Genomic DNA, 19,901 nt, shown 5'->3' with positions numbered 1-19,901 from the left:
TTTCGAGGACCCACGACCCGACCGCACCGCCGAGAGGAGAGCGACACCGTGTCACCCACCCGCCCACCGGCCGACCCGCCCGGCGACGACACCCTCGACCTGAGGCTCGACGAACTCGTCGCCCTCCTCGAAGGCGGTCACGCCGACGCCGGACTCCTCGACGGCGACCTGCTGGACTCCGTCGCCTCCTGGGACCCGGCCGATACGTCCGTCGGCCACTTCCAGCTCGTCCCCGTGCGACTCGAACGAGACCTGCCGCTCCTCACCCGATGGATGAACGACCCCGCCGTCGCCGCCTTCTGGGAACTGGCCGGACCCGAGACCGTGACCGCCGAGCACCTGCGCGCCCAACTCGAAGGCGACGGCCGCAGCGTCCCCTGCCTCGGCGTGCTCGACGCAGCGCCCATGAGCTACTTCGAGATCTACCGCGCCGACCTCGACCCGCTCGCCCGGCACTACCCGGTACGCCCCCACGACACCGGTATCCATCTGCTGATCGGAGGCGTCACCGACCGGGGCCGCGGCGTCGGCAGCACACTTCTGCGCGCCGTCGCCGATCTCGTCCTCGACCACCGTCCCCGCTGCACCCGCGTCGTCGCCGAACCCGACATCCGCAACACCCCCTCCGTCTCTGCCTTCCTCAGCAGCGGCTTCCGCTATGCGGCGGAAGTCGACCTTCCCGACAAACGAGCGGCGCTCATGATGCGTGACCGCGCCCTCCGTCACGTTCTGTGAACAACCCTCTGTCTTCTATACACCGCTCGATCCAGAGCGGTTCCCACTCCGAGGAGTCCTCGTGTCGATGTCCCCTGCACCCCACGACTCCGCACAGCCCACGCACTCCGCACCGTCTCCCGACTCTTCGCCCACGGCCGGAACGCCGCCCGTACCCAAGCCGACTCCGGCACCCAAGCCGATTCCGGCACCCGGACCGGCGCCGGCACCCGCACCGACGACGGCACCCGAACTGCTCGCGCCCCCCGAGCTGAACGCCGCCGCCTGGAGCAGGGCCTCCTCCCGACTGCTGGCCAAGGCCGTCGCCGAGTTCGCCTACGAGGAGATCGTCGAACCCGCCCCCGTGGCAGATCGACCCGACCTCCACACCCTGCGGCTCGACGACGGCACCGCCCTCACCTTCCAGGCCCGCCGAGGCGCCTACGGCAGCTGGTACGTCGCCGCCGACTCGATCACCCACGAGGGCCGGCCCATGACCGACGCCCTCGACTTCCTGGTCCGGGCCCGCCGACTCCTGCAGCTCGACGGCGCCACCCTCGGCCATCTCATCCGCGAGCTCTCCGCCACCCTCGCCGCCGACGCCCGCCTCGACCACACCGCCCTCCCCGCCGCCCGGCTCGCCGACCTCTCCTACGCGGAACTCGAAGGGCACCAGACCGGCCACCCCTGGCTCGTCCTCAACAAGGGCCGCATCGGCTTCTCCGCAGCCGACGCCGCGCGCTGGGCCCCCGAGGCCCGCCGCGCCACCCGGCTGCCGTGGATCGCGGTCAGCAACCGCCTTGCCGCCTACCGGGGGGTGTCCGGCCTCGACACCCCCGACCGCCTCTACGCCCAGGAGCTCGACCCCGAGGTCCAGGCGGCCTTCCGCGCCGAGCTGACCGCCCGCGGCCACCAACCCGACGGCTACCTCCTGCTGCCCGTCCACCCCTGGCAGTGGGACGAGATCCTGCTCCCGCTCTACGCCCCGGCCATCGCCGCCGGGACCGTCGTCCCGCTCTCCTCGGACGGCGACCTCCGCCTGCCGCAGCAGTCGGTCCGTACGTTCCTCAACACCAGTCGCCCCGACCGGCACACCGTCAAACTCCCGCTGTCGGTGCTCAACACCCTCGTCTGGCGCGGACTGCCCACCGAACGCACCCTCGCCGCACCCGCCGTCACCACCTGGGTCCACGGCCTCCGTGACGCCGATCCGTTCCTCCGGGACGAATGCGGGGTGATCCTCCTCGGCGAGGTCGCCTCCGTCACCGTCGAGCACCCCCTGTACGACCGCCTGCCCGAAGTCCCGTACCAGTACAAGGAACTCCTCGGCGCGATCTGGCGCGAACCGCTCCGGCTGCCCCCGGGGGAGCGGGCCCGTACCCTCGCCTCCCTGCTCCACACGGACCCCGCCGGGCGGGCGTTCGTCGCCGAACTCGTCGAGCGCTCCGGGCTCGCCCCCGACGTCTGGCTCCAGCGCCTCTTCGCCGCCCTGCTGCCGCCGCTGCTGCACTTCCTCTACCGGTACGGCACGGTCTTCTCCCCGCACGGCGAGAACGCCATCGTCGTCTACGACGAAGACGACGTCCCCGTACGTCTGGCGATCAAGGACTTCGTCGACGACGTGAACATCAGCGCCCAGCCACTGCCCGAGCACGACACCCTGCCGGACGACGTGCGCGCCGTCCTCCTCACCGAGGAACCCGACTTCCTCGTCCAGTTCATCCATTCGGGGCTCTTCGTCGGTGTCTTCCGTTATCTGGCTCCGCTCTGCGAGGAACAACTCGAGGTGCCCGAGACGGACTTCTGGTCCCTCGTCCGCGCCGAGATCCTCCGCCACCAGGCGCGCTTCCCCGAGCTGAAGGAACGGTTCGAGCTCTTCGACCTCCTCACCCCCCGGATCGAGCGGCTCTGCCTCAACCGCAACCGTCTGCACCTGGACGGCTACCGGGACCGCCCCGAGCGCCCCCACGCGGCCGTCCACGGGACCGTCCCCAACCCGCTCGCGTGACCCGCGCGCGTGCTCTGGCTGTCAGTGGCGCCCCGTAGGCTGGAACCGCTATGACGAAGCCATCCCTCCCCGACCTCCTCCACGCCGCCGTCTCCGCCGTCGGCGGCACGGAGCGGCCCGGCCAGGTCACCATGGCCGAGGCCGTGGCCGAGGCCATCGACGACAACTCCCACCTCCTCGTCCAGGCCGGTACCGGCACGGGCAAGTCGCTCGGCTATCTGGTGCCGGCGCTGGCCCAGGGTGAGCGGGTGGTGGTGGCCACGGCCACCCTGGCGCTGCAGCGCCAGCTCGTCGAGCGCGATCTTCCGCGGACGGTCGACGCACTGCATCCGCAGCTGCGTCGCCGCCCGCAGTTCGCCATGCTCAAGGGCCGGTCGAACTACCTCTGTCTGCACCGGCTCCACGAGGGCGTTCCACAGGACGAGGAGGACGGCCTCTTCGACCCCTTCGAGGCGGCCGCACCCACCAGCAAGCTGGGCCAGGACCTGATGCGGCTCCGGGACTGGTCGGACGAGACCGAGACCGGGGACCGGGACGACCTGACTCCGGGCGTCTCCGACAAGGCCTGGGCTCAGGTCTCGGTCTCCTCCCGGGAGTGCCTCGGCGCGAGCAAGTGCGCGTACGGGCCGGAGTGCTTCGCCGAGGCGGCCCGAGAGCGGGCCAAGCTCGCCGACGTCGTCGTCACCAACCACGCCCTGCTCGCCATCGACGCCATCGAGGGCGCCCCCGTGCTCCCGCAGCACGAGGTGCTGATCGTCGACGAGGCGCACGAGCTGGTCTCCCGGGTCACCGGGGTCGCCACCGGCGAGCTCACCCCGGGCCAGGTCAACCGTGCCGTGCGCCGGTCCGCCAAGCTGGTCGACGAGAAGGTCGCCGACCAGTTGCAGACCGCGGCCGAGGGCTTCGAGCGGGTCATGGAGCTGGCCCTGCCGGGCCGCCTGGAGGAGATCCCGGAGGATCTCGCGTACGCCCTGATGGCGCTGCGGGACGCGGCCCGCGCGGTGATCACGGCGCTTGGTTCCACCCGCGACCGGTCCGTGCAGGACGAGGACGCGGTGCGCAAGCAGGCGATGGCCTCCGTGGAGACCGTGCACGGTGTCGCGGAGCGGATCACGCAGGGTTCGGAGTACGACGTCGTCTGGTACGAGCGTCATGACCGCTTCGGGGCATCGGTGCGGGTCGCGCCGCTCAGCGTCTCGGGCCTGCTGAGGGAGAAGCTCTTCACGGAGCGGTCCGTGGTCCTGGCCTCGGCCACGCTCAAGCTGGGCGGCGACTTCAACGGCGTCGGAGCCTCGCTCGGCCTCGCTCCGGAGGGCACCACGGGCGACGACCTGCCCGTCTGGAAGGGGATCGACGTCGGCTCGCCGTTCGACTACCCCAAGCAGGGCATTCTCTACGTCGCCAAGCACCTCTCCCGCCCCGCGCGGGACGGGGACCGGGGCGACATGCTCGATGAGCTGACCGAGCTGATGCAGTCGGCCGGCGGCCGGACGCTCGGTCTCTTCTCGTCCATGCGTGCGGCGCAGCAGGCGGCGGAGGAGCTGCGGACCCGGGTTCCGGAGCTGCCGATCCTGCTCCAGGGCGAGGACACGCTGGGCGAACTGATCAAGAACTTCGCGGCCGATCCGAAGACCTGTCTCTTCGGCACGCTGTCGCTCTGGCAGGGCGTGGATGTCCCGGGGACCAGCTGTCAGCTGGTCGTCATGGACAAGATCCCGTTCCCGCGCCCGGACGATCCGCTGATGAGCGCCCGGCAGAAGGCCGTCGAGGAGGCGGGGGGCAACGGCTTCATGGCGGTCGCGGCGACCCATGCCGCCCTGCTGATGGCCCAGGGCGCGGGCCGCCTCGTGAGGGCCACGGGAGACCGGGGTGTCGTGGCGGTGCTCGATCCCCGCCTGGCGACGGCCCGGTACGGCAGCTATCTGAAGGCCTCGCTGCCCGACTTCTGGTACACGACGGACCGCAACCAGGTACGGAAGTCGCTGGCGGCCATCGACACCGCGTCGAAGGCCGCCGGCGCCTGACGCTCACCACGACCGATCCCCGCTACCCCGGGGCCCTCCCCGGACACGGCAGGGCCCCGGGACCGGCGCAGTGGGTCCCGGGGCCCGGTCAGAGCCGGCGAGGTGGGTCACACCCGCCGCAGTACCGCCACGACCTTGCCGAGGATCGTCGCCTCGTCGCCGGGGATCGGCTGGTACGCCGCGTTGTGCGGGAGCAGCCAGACATGACCGTCCTCGCGCTTGAAGCGCTTGACCGTGGCCTCGCCGTCCAGCATCGCCGCGACGATGTCGCCGTTCTCCGCGACGGGCTGCCGCCGGACGGTGACCCAGTCGCCGTCACAGATGGCGGCCTCGATCATGGAGTCGCCGACGACCTTGAGGACGAACAGCTCGCCGTCACCGACCAGCTGCCGGGGGAGAGGGAAGACGTCCTCGACGGACTCCTCGGCGAGGATCGGGCCACCGGCCGCGATCCGGCCGACCAGGGGCACGTACGACGCGGCCGGCTTGCCCGTGGTGTCCGTCGGCTGGGTGCTCGGCTGGTCGGAGCCGCGTACCTCGTACGCCCGGGGGCGGTGCGGGTCGCGGCGGAGGAAGCCCTTTCGCTCGAGCGCCATGAGCTGGTGCGCCACCGAGGACGTGCTGGACAGGCCGACCGCCTGTCCGATCTCGCGCATCGACGGCGGGTAGCCGCGCCTCTGGACCGAGTCGCGGATGACTTCGATGACCCTGCGCTGCCGGTCGGTGAGACCGGAGCTGTCGGCTCGGATGCCTGGAGGTCGCCCGGGGAGGGCGCGGGCAGGTCGCCCGGGGTCCTCGCCGTTCATGCTTGTGTCATTCATGGCGTGCACCGGCTCGAGTCGGCCCTGGGAGCGGTCCTGGGCGGTGATGGTGGCACTGTCTGCGGTGGTGGTCACGTCGTCGGCCCCTCTCGAATGGTCTCCCTGGCTGGCACAACGGTAGTGGCTTTCGAAAGGTTGCGCCAAACACACGTTCGAGTGAAAATTCGCAGATTGCCTTACGCCTGTACGCATGCGGGTGTATGAGCACTCTCGCGCCGCCGTCCCAATTCGGTCGTTACGGTAACCTTCGCCGCTGGGTCGCGCGCGGTGCACCCTCCCAGTGTCGCACCCGGAGGGGCGGAATCGCGGGAGTGGGCGCGCTGCGACACGCGGAGCGTCCGGAAGCGCCCCCAACCCAAGATCTAGTGGTTGGATGGCACCGGCCACCCAGGGGTAGTGGTCCCCGGTCTGCCGGGGGTGCCCGCATCGCCTATGCTGGTGGTCGCTTCGCAGGGCCTTGACGGTCGGGTGAGGTTCACCAGTCGTGCCATGAGGGAGGGTCGGAACCAATGCACTGCCCCTTCTGCAGGCACCCCGACAGCCGTGTCGTCGACAGTCGCACCACCGACGACGGGACGTCGATCCGACGCCGCCGCCAGTGCCCCGACTGCTCCCGTCGTTTCACGACGGTGGAGACGTGCTCGCTCATGGTGGTGAAGCGGTCCGGTGTCACCGAGCCCTTCAGCCGTACCAAGGTCATCTCCGGCGTACGCAAGGCGTGCCAGGGGCGACCGGTCACCGAGGACGCCCTCGCCAAGCTCGGCCAGCGGGTCGAGGAGGCGGTGCGCGCCACCGGCAGCGCCGAGCTGACCACTCACGACGTGGGTCTGGCCATTCTCGGCCCGTTGCAGGAGCTCGACCTCGTCGCGTACCTGCGCTTCGCGTCCGTGTACAAGGCTTTCGACAGCCTCGAAGACTTCGAGGCCGCCATCGCGGAACTCCGCGTGCGGCCTCCCGCTGAGAACCGCGGGACCGGTGCGACCCCTGAGGTCCCCGTTCCCGCCACCGCCGCCGACTGACCGGCGGTCCGGGCCGCGCGCCCGGCGACCGGCCGCCGAGCGGCCCGGCAGACGTGCCCCGAGCGACCCCCCGTGGCGCTCGTGGCAGCAGTACAGAACGACGTACAGAAGACGGTGCCCTGGGACTATCTGGGCGCCAAAGTGTGTTTTGCCCGTATATGGGAGGCGGCATGACAGAGACGGCGAGCGGTCCGGCACGTGGTTCTCGTTCCAAGGGAACGAAGGCGACGAGCAAGGGCCTGCGTATCGAGCGCATCCACACCACCCCCGGCGTGCATCCGTACGACGAGGTGGCGTGGGAGCGCCGTGACGTCGTCATGACCAACTGGCGCGACGGCTCGATCAACTTCGAGCAGCGTGGCGTCGAGTTCCCCGACTTCTGGTCGGTGAACGCGGTCAACATCGTCACCAGCAAGTACTTCCGCGGGGCCGTCGGCACCCCGCAGCGCGAGACCGGTCTCAAGCAGCTCATCGACCGGATCGTGAAGACGTACACGAAGGCCGGCGAGGAGTACGGCTACTTCTCCTCGCCCGCCGACGCCGAGATCTTCGAGCACGAGCTGGCCTACGCCCTCCTGCACCAGATCTTCAGCTTCAACTCGCCGGTCTGGTTCAACGTCGGTACCCCCCAGCCCCAGCAGGTCTCCGCCTGCTTCATCCTGTCCGTCGACGACTCCATGGAGTCCATCCTCGACTGGTACAAGGAAGAGGGCATGATCTTCAAGGGCGGCTCCGGCGCCGGCCTGAACCTCTCCCGCATCCGCTCCTCCAAGGAGCTGCTCTCCTCCGGTGGCAACGCCTCCGGCCCGGTCTCGTTCATGCGCGGCGCCGACGCCTCCGCCGGAACGATCAAGTCGGGCGGCGCGACCCGCCGTGCGGCCAAGATGGTCATCCTCGACGTCGACCACCCCGACATCGAGGACTTCATCGAGACCAAGGTCAAGGAGGAGGAGAAGATCCGCGCCCTCCGCGACGCGGGCTTCGACATGGACCTGGGCGGCGACGACATCACGTCCGTCCAGTACCAGAACGCCAACAACTCCGTCCGCGTGAACGACACGTTCATGAAGGCCGTCGAGTCCGGCGGGAAGTTCGGTCTCACCTCCCGTATGACCGGCGAGGTCATCGAGGAGGTCGACGCCAAGTCGCTCTTCCGCAAGATGGCCGAGGCCGCGTGGGCCTGTGCCGACCCGGGCATTCAGTACGACGACACGATCAACCACTGGCACACGTGCCCGGAGTCCGGCCGGATCAACGGCTCGAACCCGTGCAGCGAGTACATGCACCTGGACAACACGTCCTGCAACCTCGCCTCGCTGAACCTGATGAAGTTCCTCAAGGACGACGGCAAGGGCAACCAGTCCTTCGAGGTCGAGCGCTTCGCCAAGGTCGTCGAGCTCGTCATCACCGCGATGGACATCTCCATCTGCTTCGCCGACTTCCCCACCCAGAAGATCGGCGAGAACACCCGCGCCTACCGCCAGCTCGGCATCGGCTACGCCAACCTCGGCGCCCTGCTGATGGCGACCGGCCACGCGTACGACTCCGACGGCGGCCGCGCCCTCGCCGGCGCCATCACCTCCCTGATGACCGGCACGTCGTACAAGCGCTCCGCCGAGCTCGCCGCGGTCGTCGGTGCGTACGACGGCTACGCCCGCAACGCCGAGCCGCACCAGCGCGTCATGCAGCAGCACGCCGACGAGAACACCAAGGCCGTCCGCGTGGACGACCTCGACTCGCCGATCTGGGCCGCCGCCACGGAGTCCTGGCAGGACGTGATCCGCCTCGGCGCCAAGAACGGCTTCCGCAACGCCCAGGCCTCGGTCATCGCCCCGACCGGCACCATCGGTCTCGCGATGTCCTGCGACACCACCGGCCTCGAGCCCGACCTCGCCCTGGTCAAGTTCAAGAAGCTGGTCGGCGGCGGCTCGATGCAGATCGTCAACGGCACCGTCCCGCAGGCCCTGCGCCGCCTGGGCTACCAGGAGGAGCAGATCGAGGCGATCGTCGCCCACATCGCCGAGAACGGCAATGTGATCGACGCCCCCGGTCTGAAGGCCGAGCACTACGAGGTCTTCGACTGCGCCATGGGCGAGCGCTCCATCTCCGCGATGGGCCACGTCCGCATGATGGCCGCCATCCAGCCGTGGATCTCGGGCGCCCTCTCCAAGACCGTGAACCTGCCGGAGACGGCCACGGTCGAGGACGTCGAGGAGGTCTACTTCGAGGCCTGGAAGATGGGCGTCAAGGCGCTCGCCATCTACCGCGACAACTGCAAGGTCGGCCAGCCCCTCTCCGCCAAGAAGAAGGAGGAGGAGAAGGTCGAGGTCGCCGCGAAGTCCGAGGCGACGATCCGCGAGGCCGTCGAGAAGGTCGTCGAGTACCGTCCGGTCCGCAAGCGCCTGCCCAAGGGCCGTCCGGGGATCACCACCTCCTTCACCGTCGGTGGCGCCGAGGGCTACATGACCGCCAACTCCTACCCGGACGACGGTCTCGGCGAGGTCTTCCTCAAGATGTCCAAGCAGGGTTCGACGCTCGCCGGCATGATGGACGCCTTCTCCATCGCCGTCTCCGTCGGTCTGCAGTACGGCGTCCCGCTGGAGACGTACGTCTCGAAGTTCACCAACATGCGCTTCGAGCCGGCCGGCATGACCGACGACCCGGACGTGCGGATGGCGCAGTCGATCGTCGACTACATCTTCCGTCGCCTGGCGCTGGACTTCCTGCCCTTCGAGACCCGCTCCGCGCTCGGCATCCACTCGGCCGAGGAGCGTCAGCGCCACCTGGACACCGGCTCGTACGAGCAGTCCGACGAGGACGAGGTCGACATCGAGAGCCTCGCCCAGTCGGCGCCCCGCGCCCAGGAGCTGAAGGCCGTCGCGGCCCCGGCCCCGAAGATCGAGGTGCCGGCCCCCAAGCAGGCGCACACCTCGGCGGAGCTCGTCGAGATGCAGCTCGGCATCAGTGCCGACGCCCCGCTCTGCTTCTCCTGCGGGACGAAGATGCAGCGCGCCGGCTCCTGCTACATCTGCGAGGGCTGCGGCTCGACCAGTGGCTGCAGCTGACATCGAGTAGGTGCTTCATGAAGGGGACCGGCCCTGTGCCGGTCCCCTTCGCTGCGTCCCGGGCCGGATGTCCGCGGTTTCAGGGGCGTACGGAACCCAGCACGGTGCCGAACAGCTGGGGGTCGGCTTCGAAGCCGTGGCTGATCGGGCGGTACGTCCAGCCTTCGGCGCCGTCCCTGGTGAACTCCACGACCGTCGCCGAGAGGGCGTCCGGCACGTCCGCGAAGTCGTGGACCAGCAGGTCCGTGTAGCCCTCGCGGACCCGGACGCCCGTGTTCGCTATGTCGCCGAAGGTCCGCCGCCCGCCACCCTGCTGTATGGCGACTCCCACCACCACGCGCGCGTACCGAGGTGCCAGCCGGTCCAGCTCCAGAGTCATGGCCTCGTCGTAGCCGAATCCCTGGCCCGTACGGCTGTCGCGGTGCAGCGTGATCGTGCCGTCGGGAGAGCGACTGCCGAAGTGCACCAGGTGGACCGGCGCTCCGTTCGGGTCGTCGGCCGTGAAGACGCCGGCGACGATGTCCAGGTCGTGGGCGGGCGCGCCGATCGGGGCAGGGTCCCACTTGAGCGTCACCTCGACCCGGCCCACCCCTTTGTTGAGTCCGCTCATGGTGCTTCCCCTCTCCGCGCACGCCCCCGCGCACGCCTCGCGTCGTACCGTCGACCCGCTCAAAAGCCCGTGGTCCTGGGCCGATTGCTCATGGTGTCATGGGGTTACGACAGCGGACCCGAGGGTTGAGGGGGAGAGCGGTTTGTGGAGTGGTGAGGAGCTGGATCTCGACGCATATCTGGCTCGAATCGGATATGAGATCGAGCGAGACGGGGAACTCGCCCCTGATCTGCCGTCCTTGACGGCCCTTCACCGGGCGCACGTCCGGGCCATTCCGTTCGAGAACCTCGACGTCGCCCTCGGGCGACCGGTGCCTCTGGACCTGAAGAGCCTGCAGGGCAAGCTCGTCGGGAGGCGGCGCGGCGGCTACTGCTATGAGCAGAACTCGCTGTTCGCGGCCGTCCTCGAACGGATCGGCTTCACGGTGTCCGGGCGCGGAGCCCGCAACCGGTCGCGGGGCGCGGCGCTGCCGCCCATCACGCACGCGCTGCTCGTCGTGACGATCGAGGGCGAACAGTGGCTTGTCGACGTCGGGTTCGGCTGGCAGGGGCCGATCGAACCGGTGCCCCTGCGCGACGGGGCGCGCGTCGAGCAGGGCGGCTGGACGTTCGGGATCGGCGCCGAGGACGAGGGCATCCACGTGCTGCGTTCCCTGTCTCCGGAGGGCTGGACCGATCTGTACGCCTTCTCCCCGCAGACCCTCTACCCCGGTGACTTCAGTGTCATGAACCACTACAGCTCCAGCCATCCGCAGTCGCGTTTCCTCGGCCAGGTCGTGGCCCAGCAGCCAGGTGCGGAGGTGCGCAGAGTATTGGTGCGCGACACGCTCTCGACGGTGCGGACGGGCGGTGTCAGGGAGGAACGCGTCGTGACGGTGGGTGAGTTGATCACGACGCTCGAAGGCGACTTCGGGATCGAACTGGACGACGAGGAGCGCGCGGGTCTGGAACGAATGCACCCGGCGGGAGCCTGACGAGGTCTGCCGGGGCGGTCATCGGCCCCGTACGATGGCGCGGTGCTGGTCAAGTGGATTCGCTGCACCGTGATGGACCGTCGAGGGTTCGAGCGGGGGCAGCGGAAATGGGCGGGGCTGCTCGGTGAGCCGGGATTCCGGGGCCAGGGCGGAGGGTGGAGCCGGGCTCGGCCGGACGTCGCCCATATCTTCGCGTTCTGGGAGAGCCGGGCTTTCTACGACTCGTTCATGGCACGCTCGCACGATCGCCTTGCGGCGTCCCAGATGGGTACCTACAAGGACATCCAGGTCAAGTTGTTCGACCACCGCTTCGACGTGAAGACGGGGTTCGAGCCGCGGTTCTCCGACGCCGACGTGGCCCGGGTGGCGCACTGTCGTGTCCACGAGGACCGCGCCGAGCACTTCGCGCTCATGCAGGAGAAGGTGTGGAACCCGGCGATGGCCGGGTCCCCCGGCATGCTGCGCGGTCTGTTCGGCGAGGCACCCGGCAGTGAGTTCCTGGTCCTGTCGATGTGGCAGTCCGCCGCGGAGCACGGCAAGTACCGGGTGGAGCGGATCGAGCGGCTCGGGCTGCGGGCCAGAACCGCGGCCGATGTGGCGGCGCTGGCCGGGGACGTGGTGCAGCTCGAGGCGTCCTGGACGGTCTGAGCCGCTCGGGCGGTCTGGGGCGGTCCGGGACGGTGAGTCGGTCCGAGACGGTGAGCCGGCCTGAGGCGGTCTAGGCCGGGAGGAACGCGCCCGCTTCGATCCCCGCCAGAACCGCGCGTGCCGCCTGGTCCGCGAGTGCGCCGTCGATCGGTTCGCGGGTGACGAAGAGGCGGAGGAACAGGGGGGCCGAGACCGCCCGGACGACGGCTCCCGCGTCGGTGTCCCGTGGCGCTTCGCCGCGGGCGACAGCCCGGGAGACGACCGCCTCGCAGCGCCGGAAGCGCTCGGCGTAGAAGGCGTGCAGGGCGTCGGCGGCGCGCGCGGACTGGAATGCGGCGCCGACGAACGCCGTCGGGGCGGCGCCGGCCGCGGGATGGCCGAAGGCGTCGACGACCTCGTGCGCGAGTGCGCGCAGATCTCCGGAGAGACTCCCGGTGTCCGGCGGCGTCCAGGCGTCCTCGCTCGCCAGGTCGAGCGCGTCGGCCAGGAGGCCTTCGACGCTGCCCCAACGGCGGTAGAGCGTCGTCTTGTGGACGCCCGAGTGCTCCGCCACGTACTCCACGGTCAGGGCGGGGTAGCCGTGCTCGGACAGGCCGGTCAGGACGGCGTCGCGGACGGCTGCCCTGGTACGGGCGGTGCGGCCGCCGGGGCGCATGCTGCCGGGCGCCGGAGTGGTGCGCTCCTCGGTCGAGTCATTCAATTGCTACTCCCGTTGCGTTAGGGGTCCGAGTGTGCCACACTCGCCTTAATGCGATCGATGTTGCATTTGACGGTCTATGCATGGAGGCGCCCTTGCCCACTCAGATCTCACTGCACGACGTCGTCGTGTCCCGTGGCGAACGACTGCTTCTCGACCAGGTCTCGCTCTCCGTGCGCCCCGGGGAGCGGATCGGGATCGTGGGGGAGAACGGCGCGGGGAAGTCGACCCTGCTGCGCCTCCTCGCCGGGGCGGAGCAGCCCGACGAGGGCAGGGTCGTCACCGTCGCCGACGGTGGTCTGCGGATGCTCGCGCAGACTCCCGAGCTGCCTCCCGCTGCCACCGTCGGTGACGCGATCGAGGCCGCGCTCGCCGAGCTCCGTGCCATGGAGCGGCGGCTGCGCGCACTCGAAGCGGGACTCGACGCGGCGGACGGGGCGGAGCTCGACGCGTACGGCGAACTCCTCACCGCCTATGAGCTGCGCGGCGGGTACGAGGCGGACGCCCGGGTCGACAAGGCCCTTCATGGACTCGGCCTCGGCGGCACCGGGCGCGAGCGGATACTCGGCAGCCTCTCCGGCGGCGAGCTCGCCCGGCTCGGCATCGCCTGCGCGGTCGCGGCCGGCCCCGAAGTGCTCCTGCTCGACGAGCCGACCAACCACCTCGACGCGCAGGCGCTCGACTGGCTGGAGAGCGCCCTTCTCGCGCACCGCGGCACCGTCGTGGCCGTCTCCCACGACCGGACCTTCCTGGAGCGGGTCGCCACCGCGATCGTCGAGGTGGACGCCGACCGCCGTGCGCTCGTGCGGTACGGCGACGGATACGCCGGCTATCGCGCGGCACGGGTGGCCGCACGGCGACGCTGGGAGGAGGCGTACGCGGATTGGTGCGAGGAGACGGCACGGCTGGAGGCATACGCCTCGACCACGGCTCGCGGTGTCGCACCCGGGAGGGAGATGAAGGACAACAACAAAATGGCGTTCGACCGGGCTGCGGGCCGCGTCCAGGCCTCCGTCTCGGGGCGGGTCCGCAACGCCAGGGAGAGACTGAGACGACTCCGCGAGGAGCCCGTGCCCCAGCCGCCCCCGCCCCTCTCCTTCACCGCCCGGCCCCTGGCGGGCGGTGCCGAGGGAACGCTCGTCGCCCTGACGGGGGTGCGGATCGCGGACCGCCTCGCCGTGGACACGCTCAGCGTCCGGGCAGGGGAACGGCTGCTCGTCCACGGAGGCAACGGCGCGGGGAAGTCCACGCTGCTCCGGATCATGGCGGGGACCGTCAGCCCCGACACCGGGGACGTCCGGCGCGCCGGCCGGATCGGGTACCTGGCCCAGGACGTCACCGTGCGACGCCCGGAGGAGCGACTGCTCACCTGCTTCGGGCGCGGGCTCGCCCTCCCCGAGGACGAGCGGGCAGAACTGCTCCTGTCGTACGGCCTGTTCCGGGCCGCCGACCTGAGCGTGCCGGTCGGTGGTCTCTCCGCGGGCCAGCTCCGCCGGCTGGCGCTCGCCCGGCTGCTGGCCCGGCCCGCCGACCTCCTCCTGCTCGACGAGCCGGGCAACCATCTCTCCCTGGGCCTCGTGGAGGAGCTGGAGGAGGCCCTGGAGCACTGGAAGGGAGCACTCGTCGTGGTCTCGCACGACCGTGCGCTGCGCCATCGCTTCACCGGGCACATACGCCGGATGGACTCCGGGCGCCTACTCGGCTGAGCCGGCCCGGGACCGGCGATCTAGGGTCGGGGTATGGCACGACCGCGGCGCATCGTTCTCGTACGGCACGGAGAGTCCGAGGGCAATGTCGATGACACGGTGTACGAACGGGAGCCCGACCACGCCCTGCGGCTCACGGAGACAGGGTGGCGGCAGGCGGAGGAGACGGGGGAGCGGCTGCGGGAACTCTTCGGGGACGAGGCGATCAGCGTCTATGTCTCGCCCTACCGACGCACCCACGAGACCCTGCGTGCCTTCCGGCTGCCCCTGGAGCAGGTCCGGGTGCGGGAGGAGCCCCGCCTTCGGGAGCAGGACTGGGGCAACTGGCAGGAGAGGGAGGACGTACGGCTGCAGAAGGCCTACCGGGACGCGTACGGGCACTTCTTCTACCGCTTCGCCCAGGGGGAGTCGGGGGCGGACGTCTACGACCGGGTCGGGGCGTTCCTGGAGAGCCTGTACCGCAGTTTCGAGGCGCCCGACCATCCGCCCAACGTCCTGATCGTCACCCATGGGCTGACCATGCGCCTGTTCTGCATGCGTTGGTTCCACTGGTCGGTCGCGGACTTCGAGTCGCTGTCGAATCCCGGCAACGCCGAGACCCGCGTCCTCCTGCTCGGCGAGGACGGGAGATACCGTCTTGACCGGCCGTTCGAACGCTGGCGTACCCCGGAACCGTACGGCCCTACCGGATAGAGTGGCAGACCGATGACCGCTGACTCCTCACTCGACCGGCGCTTCGACCGCGCCCTGGACAGCCTGCGCGGGCTGTCCGTGGGAGACGCCCTGGGCTCCCAGTTCTTCGTACCCGCCAACTACCCCCTGCTGAAGCGGCGCGAGCTGCCCGACGGCCCTTGGCAGTGGACCGACGACACCGAGATGGCCTGCTCCGTCCTGGCCGTCCTCGCCCGCCACGAACGGATCGACCAGGACGCCCTGGCCATGTCCTTCGCTCAGCACCACGACTTCGACCGGGGCTACGGTCCGGCCGTCAACCGGATGCTCCGGCTCATCAGGGAGGGGGGCGACTGGCGGGAGCTGGCCGCCGCGCTCTTCCAGGGGCAGGGCTCCTGGGGCAACGGCGCCGCGATGCGGATCGCCCCGCTCGGCGCCTGGTACGCGGACGACCCGGAGCAGGCGACGCACCAGGCCGAGATCTCCGCGTACACGACCCACCAGCACCGCGAGGCCGTGGTCGGAGCCATGGCCGTCGCCGCCGCGGCCGCGCTGGCCGCAGACCCGGCGGGGCCACCCACACCGGAGGCGCTGCTCGACGGGGTCATCGCCCTGGTGCCGCGCAGTGCGGTCGGGGCGGGGCTGCGCCGGGCCCGCGACATGCTCGACTACGGCGACGCGGGCACGGTCGCCGCGGTCCTCGGCAGCGGTCGGCGGACGAGCGCGCACGACACGGTTCCGTTCGCCCTGTGGTCGGCGGCGCGTGGCCTCGGCGATTTCGAGCGGGTGTTCTGGACGACTGCTCAGGTCGGTGGCGACGTCGACACGACCTGCGCCATCGCCGGGGGCGTGGTGGCCGCCGCGACGACCGGGGCGCCGCCGGCGGAGTGGCTGAGCCAGACCGAGGACCTTCCGGAGTGGGCTTCGGTCGCGACGGCCTGAAGCAGCACGCGGCCTGAAGCAGCGGCCTCAAGTGGGCGCGACGGCCTGCGGCATCAAGGCGGCCCCTGAACCCCTGTGCGGGATTCAGGGGCCGTCGGTGTCCGCTCAGGCCACCGGCCCGGCGGCCTCAGCTCGGCCGCTCAGTGCTTCCAGGTCGCTCTTGCGGACCCTGACCATCAGGACGGCCGTCACCAGCGCGATCAGCACCATCGCGACGGCGGCCGTGAACGCCGAGGAGATGCCCGCGGTCAGCACCTCGTGGCCCCAGGGCGGGGGCAGCTCCTGCGTCTTCATGGCCTCGGCCTGCTGCTCGGGCGTCGAGTTCGCGAGGAAGCCCGGCATCTGCTTGTCGCCCTCCTCGCGGCTGGCGGTGCCGAAGACCGTGACCAGAATGGACAGGCCGAGCGAACCGCCGACCTGCTGCGTGGCGTTGAGCAGGCCCGACGCGGCTCCTGCCTCGTGCTGGGCCACTCCAGAGACGGCCGTGAGCGTGAGCGTCACGAAATTGAGGCCCATGCCGAAGCCGAAGAGGACCATCGGACCGAGGACACCGCTCACGTAGCTGCTGTCCGAGGTGATGAACGTCAGCCAGAACAGAGCCGCACCGGTGATCGCCGAACCGCTCACCATGAACGGCTTCGGGCCGAGGACCGGCAGCAGCCGCTGCGCGAGTCCCGCGCCGGTGACGATCGCGACCGTCACCGGAAGGAAGGCGAGCCCGGACCGGATCGGGCTGTACCCCAGGACGCCCTGGACCCACAGCACGATGAAGAAGAACATGCCGAACATGGCGGCCGCCAGGCTGAGCATGATGATGTACGTGCCCGAGCGGTTGCGGTCCGCGAACATCCGGAGCGGGGTGATCGGTTCCTTGGCGCGCGACTCCACGAGCGCGAAGGCCACGAGCAGGATGACCGCCGAGACGAACGAGCCGATGGTCAGCGCGTCCTCCCAACCCTTCTCGGACGCCCGGATGAACCCGTACACCAGTGCGGCCATGCCCAGGGTCGAGGTCGCGGCACCCGCGATGTCGAACCGACCGGGGTGGCGCTCGGACTCGGCGATGAAGCGCGGGGTCAGGAAGGCGATCAGCAGTCCGATGGGGACGTTCACGAAGAGGACCCAGCGCCAGTCCAGCCACTCCGTGAGCATGCCGCCGGCGAGCAGACCGATCGCGCCACCGCCCGCGGAGACGGCGGCGAAGACGCCGAACGCCCGGTTGCGCTCCGGCCCTTCGGGGAACGTCGTGGTGATGAGCGCGAGCGAGGTGGGCGAGGCGATGGCGCCGCCGACGCCCTGCAGGGCCCGCGCGGCGAGCAGATGCCAGGGCTCCTGGGCGAAGCCCCCGAGCAGCGAGGCGAAGGTGAAGAGCAGGATGCCGGCCATGAACACCCGGCGGCGCCCCAGGATGTCCCCCGCGCGTCCGCCGAGGAGCAGCAGGCCGCCGAAGGTGAGCGTGTAGGCGCTGAGCACCCACGACAGGTCGGTGGTCGAGAAGGACAGCGCGTCCTGGATGTGCGGCAGTGCGATGTTCACGATGGTGGCGTCGAGGACGACCATCAGCTGGCAGGCGGCGATGACGGTCAAGGCGATACCTGGCCGACCTCCGGCGCGAGCAGGCCCGTCCTTGGTCTGTGTGTCCACCGGAGATGTTGTCACTATGGATCCCCCACGGAAGAATTAGTGAACGCACCCGTTCACTGTTCTCCACGGTAGTGAGTCCCCCTCAGTGGACGCAACCGTTCACTGAGCGCTGCCGACGACATGACATCGCCTCAACGGAGAGATCCTGATGGTTACTTCGCGCTCCGCGGCCGCCGCCCGGCCGGAAGGGGCGTCGCTGCGACGCCGCGGTCCGGTACTCGAACGGGCGATCCTGGAGGCCGCACTTGAGCAGCTGGGCAGCGTCGGCTGGAACGGTCTGACGATGGAGGGTGTCGCGGTCGGCGCGCAGACGGGCAAAGCCGCGGTGTACCGGCGCTGGCCTTCGAAGGAGGACCTCGTCGCCGACGCGCTCCAGGCCGGACTGCCGACCCTCGACGAGGCCCCGGACCTCGGCGGTGTGCGCGAGGATCTGTACGAGCTGTGCCGCCGGGTCAGGGACGTCATGTACTCCAAGCCCGGCTTCGCCCTGCGCGCTGTGCTTCACGAATGCGATGCCGAGGCCGCCGAGAGGTTCCACGGCCTGATCGTCTCGGGGGTGGTCGAGCCCTCGGCCCGACTCTTCCGTGATGTTCTGCACCGCGGAATCGCGCGCGGGGAGGTGCGGGCGGAAGCGGACAACGACCTGGTGATCGACGTCATTCCCGCCATGATGATGTACCGATCAAAGGTGTGCGCGAGCGAATGGCCGGACGGTGAGCTCGCCGATCTGGTCGACCGGATCATGGTGCCGCTACTCCGTGTCTGACCCCGCCGGGACGGCCTCCGAGAGGCGGCGCGCACGGGTCCGGGGGCACGACGCGAAGCCCCCTCGGGCGCCCGAGGGGAAACCGGGTATCGCACCCGGCACCAAGCGGCGTAACCTGTCAGGCGCCATGCCGTACGAACCACCCACCCACACCGTCGAGCGATCGCTCCGAGCCACCACCGGCGCCAAGATCGTCGCCGGAGTCGACGAGGTCGGACGCGGGGCGTGGGCCGGCCCCGTCACCGTGTGCGCGGCCGTCACCGGCCTGCGCCGGGCGCCCGAAGGGCTCACCGACTCCAAACTGCTCACCCCCAAGCGCCGTACCGCGCTCGCCGCGGAGCTGGAGAAGTGGGTCACGGCCTACGCCCTCGGCGACGCCTCCCCGCAGGAGATAGACGAGCTCGGCATGACAGCCGCGCTGCGGCTCGCGGCCGTCCGGGCCCTCGAAGGCCTTCCCGTGCGGCCCGACGCGGTGATCCTCGACGGCAAGCACGACTACCTCGGCAGCCCCTGGCAGGTCCGTACGGTGATCAAGGGCGATCAGTCCTGCATCGCCGTGGCCGCCGCCTCCGTGATCGCCAAGGTCCGACGGGACGCCGCCATGGCGGAGCTGGGGCTCGGGGCCGAGGGGTACGCCGCGTACGCCTTCGATGCCAACGCGGGCTACCCTTCGCCGGTCCACAAAGCGGCGCTCGAAGAGCTGGGGCCCACCCCTCACCACCGACTCTCCTGGTCGTACCTGGACGCGATGCCCAGGTGGCGCCACCTCAAAAAGGTCCGCCTCTCCGCCGAGGCGGCCGCGCTGGAGAGCGGGGGCCAACTCGGCTTCGACTTCTGAACTTCCGGTCGCGGGGCCCCGCCCAAGGGGCTCCCAAGCGGCCGGGGTGCACATGTGTGCCCACCCGCCGGTGCCTCGCGCAGCGGCGTTTGATAGACATCCACTCATGCCTCTCATCCCCGAGGAGCCTCAGATTCACGAGAGCGCCCAGGGTCCCCGCGCCACCGCGTCGACCCCCCGTCCCGTACCCGGCCCGCGTTCCGCGGCCTCACCGCGTCCCGGACGCCCCGTTCCCGGCCCCGCCAGGCCCGCGGCGCCGGCGCAGCGCCCGCACCCCGGTGCCGGGCCGTCTCCGGCGAACGCCCCGGAGAATCGTTCCGATCAGCGATCCACGCCGCAGCTCCAGCTGATCCCGGCCCCCGTCGACGGCGCGCTCGACGCCGCCGAGGAGGCTCTGGACCTGCTTCTGGAGAGCGGACGGGCACCGGGTGAGGTCCTGGTGCTCACCACCGGTGACCCGCACCCGTGGGCCACGCACGAGCTGACCTTCGGCGAGGCCGCCTACTGGGCCCAGCAGGCCACCGGGGACGACGTGTTCTTCGCGGACGCCGCCTCCGTGGAGCGGGCGACCGCCCGTCCCGTGGTGATCGTCGCCCTCAACGGCGGGGATGACGAGACGGCCGCCAAGGCCCTGCCGTCGGCGATGGCCCGTGCCGCCGCGCTGCTCGTCGTCTGCGGTGACCCGCAGCGCGTCACGACGCTCCTCGGAGCTGGCGCCGGAGTCTGACCGACCCCGAGTCCGACCGACAGCCCT

General features: G+C 70.5%; 17 protein-coding genes. 13 read left to right on the top strand and 4 right to left on the bottom strand.

Going from position 1 to position 19,901, the window contains the following annotated elements; all coding sequences use genetic code 11:
- Positions 1–48 precede the first annotated feature (48 nt).
- The 3 genes from OG259_RS11445 to OG259_RS11435 all read left to right on the top strand — a co-directional run bounded on the left by OG259_RS11445 (position 49) and on the right by OG259_RS11435 (position 4,746).
- Positions 49–735 carry a GNAT family N-acetyltransferase gene (locus OG259_RS11445; RefSeq protein WP_328942187.1) on the top strand — a complete coding sequence of 229 codons (687 nt, stop codon included), beginning with the start codon at positions 49–51 and terminating at the stop codon, positions 733–735.
- 67 nt (positions 736–802) lie between these two features.
- Positions 803–2,722: an IucA/IucC family protein gene (locus OG259_RS11440; RefSeq protein WP_328942186.1), complete on the top strand. Its 1,920-nt coding sequence runs from the start codon at positions 803–805 to the stop codon at positions 2,720–2,722.
- A gap of 50 nt (positions 2,723–2,772) precedes the next feature.
- On the top strand, positions 2,773–4,746 hold the full coding sequence (locus OG259_RS11435; RefSeq protein WP_328942185.1) for an ATP-dependent DNA helicase: 1,974 nt from the start codon (positions 2,773–2,775) through the stop codon (positions 4,744–4,746).
- Between the two features lie 107 nt (positions 4,747–4,853).
- Here the strand turns inward: OG259_RS11435 and lexA are convergent, their stop codons facing one another.
- A complete protein-coding gene (gene lexA, locus OG259_RS11430; RefSeq protein ID WP_030325322.1) occupies positions 4,854–5,642 on the bottom strand; it encodes a transcriptional repressor LexA in 789 nt (262 codons plus the stop codon).
- Between the two features lie 434 nt (positions 5,643–6,076).
- Between lexA and nrdR the strand changes: the two genes are divergently transcribed.
- Both nrdR and OG259_RS11420 read left to right on the top strand, forming a co-directional pair.
- Positions 6,077–6,586: a transcriptional regulator NrdR gene (gene nrdR, locus OG259_RS11425; protein WP_030325324.1), complete on the top strand. Its 510-nt coding sequence runs from the start codon at positions 6,077–6,079 to the stop codon at positions 6,584–6,586.
- 170 nt (positions 6,587–6,756) lie between these two features.
- Complete coding sequence (locus OG259_RS11420; RefSeq protein ID WP_328942184.1) at positions 6,757–9,651, top strand: vitamin B12-dependent ribonucleotide reductase; 2,895 nt, start codon at positions 6,757–6,759, stop codon at positions 9,649–9,651.
- 79 nt (positions 9,652–9,730) lie between these two features.
- Here the strand turns inward: OG259_RS11420 and OG259_RS11415 are convergent, their stop codons facing one another.
- A complete protein-coding gene (locus tag OG259_RS11415; protein WP_328942183.1) occupies positions 9,731–10,261 on the bottom strand; it encodes a TerD family protein in 531 nt (176 codons plus the stop codon).
- Between OG259_RS11415 and OG259_RS11410 the strand changes: the two genes are divergently transcribed.
- Both OG259_RS11410 and OG259_RS11405 read left to right on the top strand, forming a co-directional pair.
- Positions 10,260–11,234, top strand: a complete 975-nt coding sequence (locus OG259_RS11410) for an arylamine N-acetyltransferase family protein (RefSeq protein ID WP_328942182.1) — start codon at positions 10,260–10,262, stop codon at positions 11,232–11,234. The two genes, OG259_RS11415 and OG259_RS11410, sit on opposite strands and share 2 nt — an antisense overlap.
- Before the next feature lie 42 nt (positions 11,235–11,276).
- The gene (locus OG259_RS11405) at positions 11,277–11,882 is read left to right on the top strand and encodes a YdbC family protein (protein ID WP_328942181.1); all 606 of its coding nucleotides are present in this window, start codon (positions 11,277–11,279) and stop codon (positions 11,880–11,882) included.
- 70 nt (positions 11,883–11,952) lie between these two features.
- On the opposite strand, the gene OG259_RS11400 is transcribed toward OG259_RS11405, so the two are convergent.
- Entirely contained in the window at positions 11,953–12,537 is a 585-nt protein-coding gene (locus OG259_RS11400; RefSeq protein WP_328947054.1) for a TetR/AcrR family transcriptional regulator, read from the bottom strand.
- A 137-nt stretch (positions 12,538–12,674) separates the two neighbouring features.
- Here OG259_RS11400 and OG259_RS11395 point away from each other — a divergent pair, with 137 nt between their 5' ends.
- From OG259_RS11395 to OG259_RS11385, 3 genes are read left to right on the top strand one after another with little or no spacing between them, the layout of a single operon-like run.
- Positions 12,675–14,285 (top strand): ABC-F family ATP-binding cassette domain-containing protein, encoded by a 1,611-nt coding sequence (locus OG259_RS11395; protein WP_328942180.1) that lies wholly within the window; start codon positions 12,675–12,677, stop codon positions 14,283–14,285.
- Between the two features lie 33 nt (positions 14,286–14,318).
- Complete coding sequence (locus OG259_RS11390) at positions 14,319–14,978, top strand: histidine phosphatase family protein (protein WP_328942179.1); 660 nt, start codon at positions 14,319–14,321, stop codon at positions 14,976–14,978.
- A gap of 12 nt (positions 14,979–14,990) precedes the next feature.
- Positions 14,991–15,899 carry an ADP-ribosylglycohydrolase family protein gene (locus OG259_RS11385; RefSeq protein WP_328942178.1) on the top strand — a complete coding sequence of 303 codons (909 nt, stop codon included), beginning with the start codon at positions 14,991–14,993 and terminating at the stop codon, positions 15,897–15,899.
- 105 nt (positions 15,900–16,004) lie between these two features.
- Here the strand turns inward: OG259_RS11385 and OG259_RS11380 are convergent, their stop codons facing one another.
- Positions 16,005–17,558: an MFS transporter gene (locus OG259_RS11380; protein ID WP_328942177.1), complete on the bottom strand. Its 1,554-nt coding sequence runs from the start codon at positions 17,556–17,558 to the stop codon at positions 16,005–16,007.
- A 133-nt stretch (positions 17,559–17,691) separates the two neighbouring features.
- Here OG259_RS11380 and OG259_RS11375 point away from each other — a divergent pair, with 133 nt between their 5' ends.
- The 3 genes from OG259_RS11375 (at position 17,692) to OG259_RS11365 (ending at position 19,874) form a co-directional block, all read left to right on the top strand.
- Positions 17,692–18,309 carry a TetR/AcrR family transcriptional regulator gene (locus tag OG259_RS11375; RefSeq protein WP_328942176.1) on the top strand — a complete coding sequence of 206 codons (618 nt, stop codon included), beginning with the start codon at positions 17,692–17,694 and terminating at the stop codon, positions 18,307–18,309.
- A 127-nt stretch (positions 18,310–18,436) separates the two neighbouring features.
- Positions 18,437–19,147 carry a ribonuclease HII gene (locus tag OG259_RS11370; protein ID WP_328942175.1) on the top strand — a complete coding sequence of 237 codons (711 nt, stop codon included), beginning with the start codon at positions 18,437–18,439 and terminating at the stop codon, positions 19,145–19,147.
- Positions 19,148–19,253: 106 nt separating this feature from the next.
- Positions 19,254–19,874 carry a hypothetical protein gene (locus OG259_RS11365; protein ID WP_328942174.1) on the top strand — a complete coding sequence of 207 codons (621 nt, stop codon included), beginning with the start codon at positions 19,254–19,256 and terminating at the stop codon, positions 19,872–19,874.
- Positions 19,875–19,901: the final 27 nt, after the last annotated feature.

This window comes from Streptomyces sp. NBC_00250 (assembly GCF_036192275.1).
Taxonomy (GTDB): Bacteria; Actinomycetota; Actinomycetes; order Streptomycetales; family Streptomycetaceae; genus Streptomyces.
This window is presented reverse-complemented; position numbering and strand designations above follow the sequence as displayed.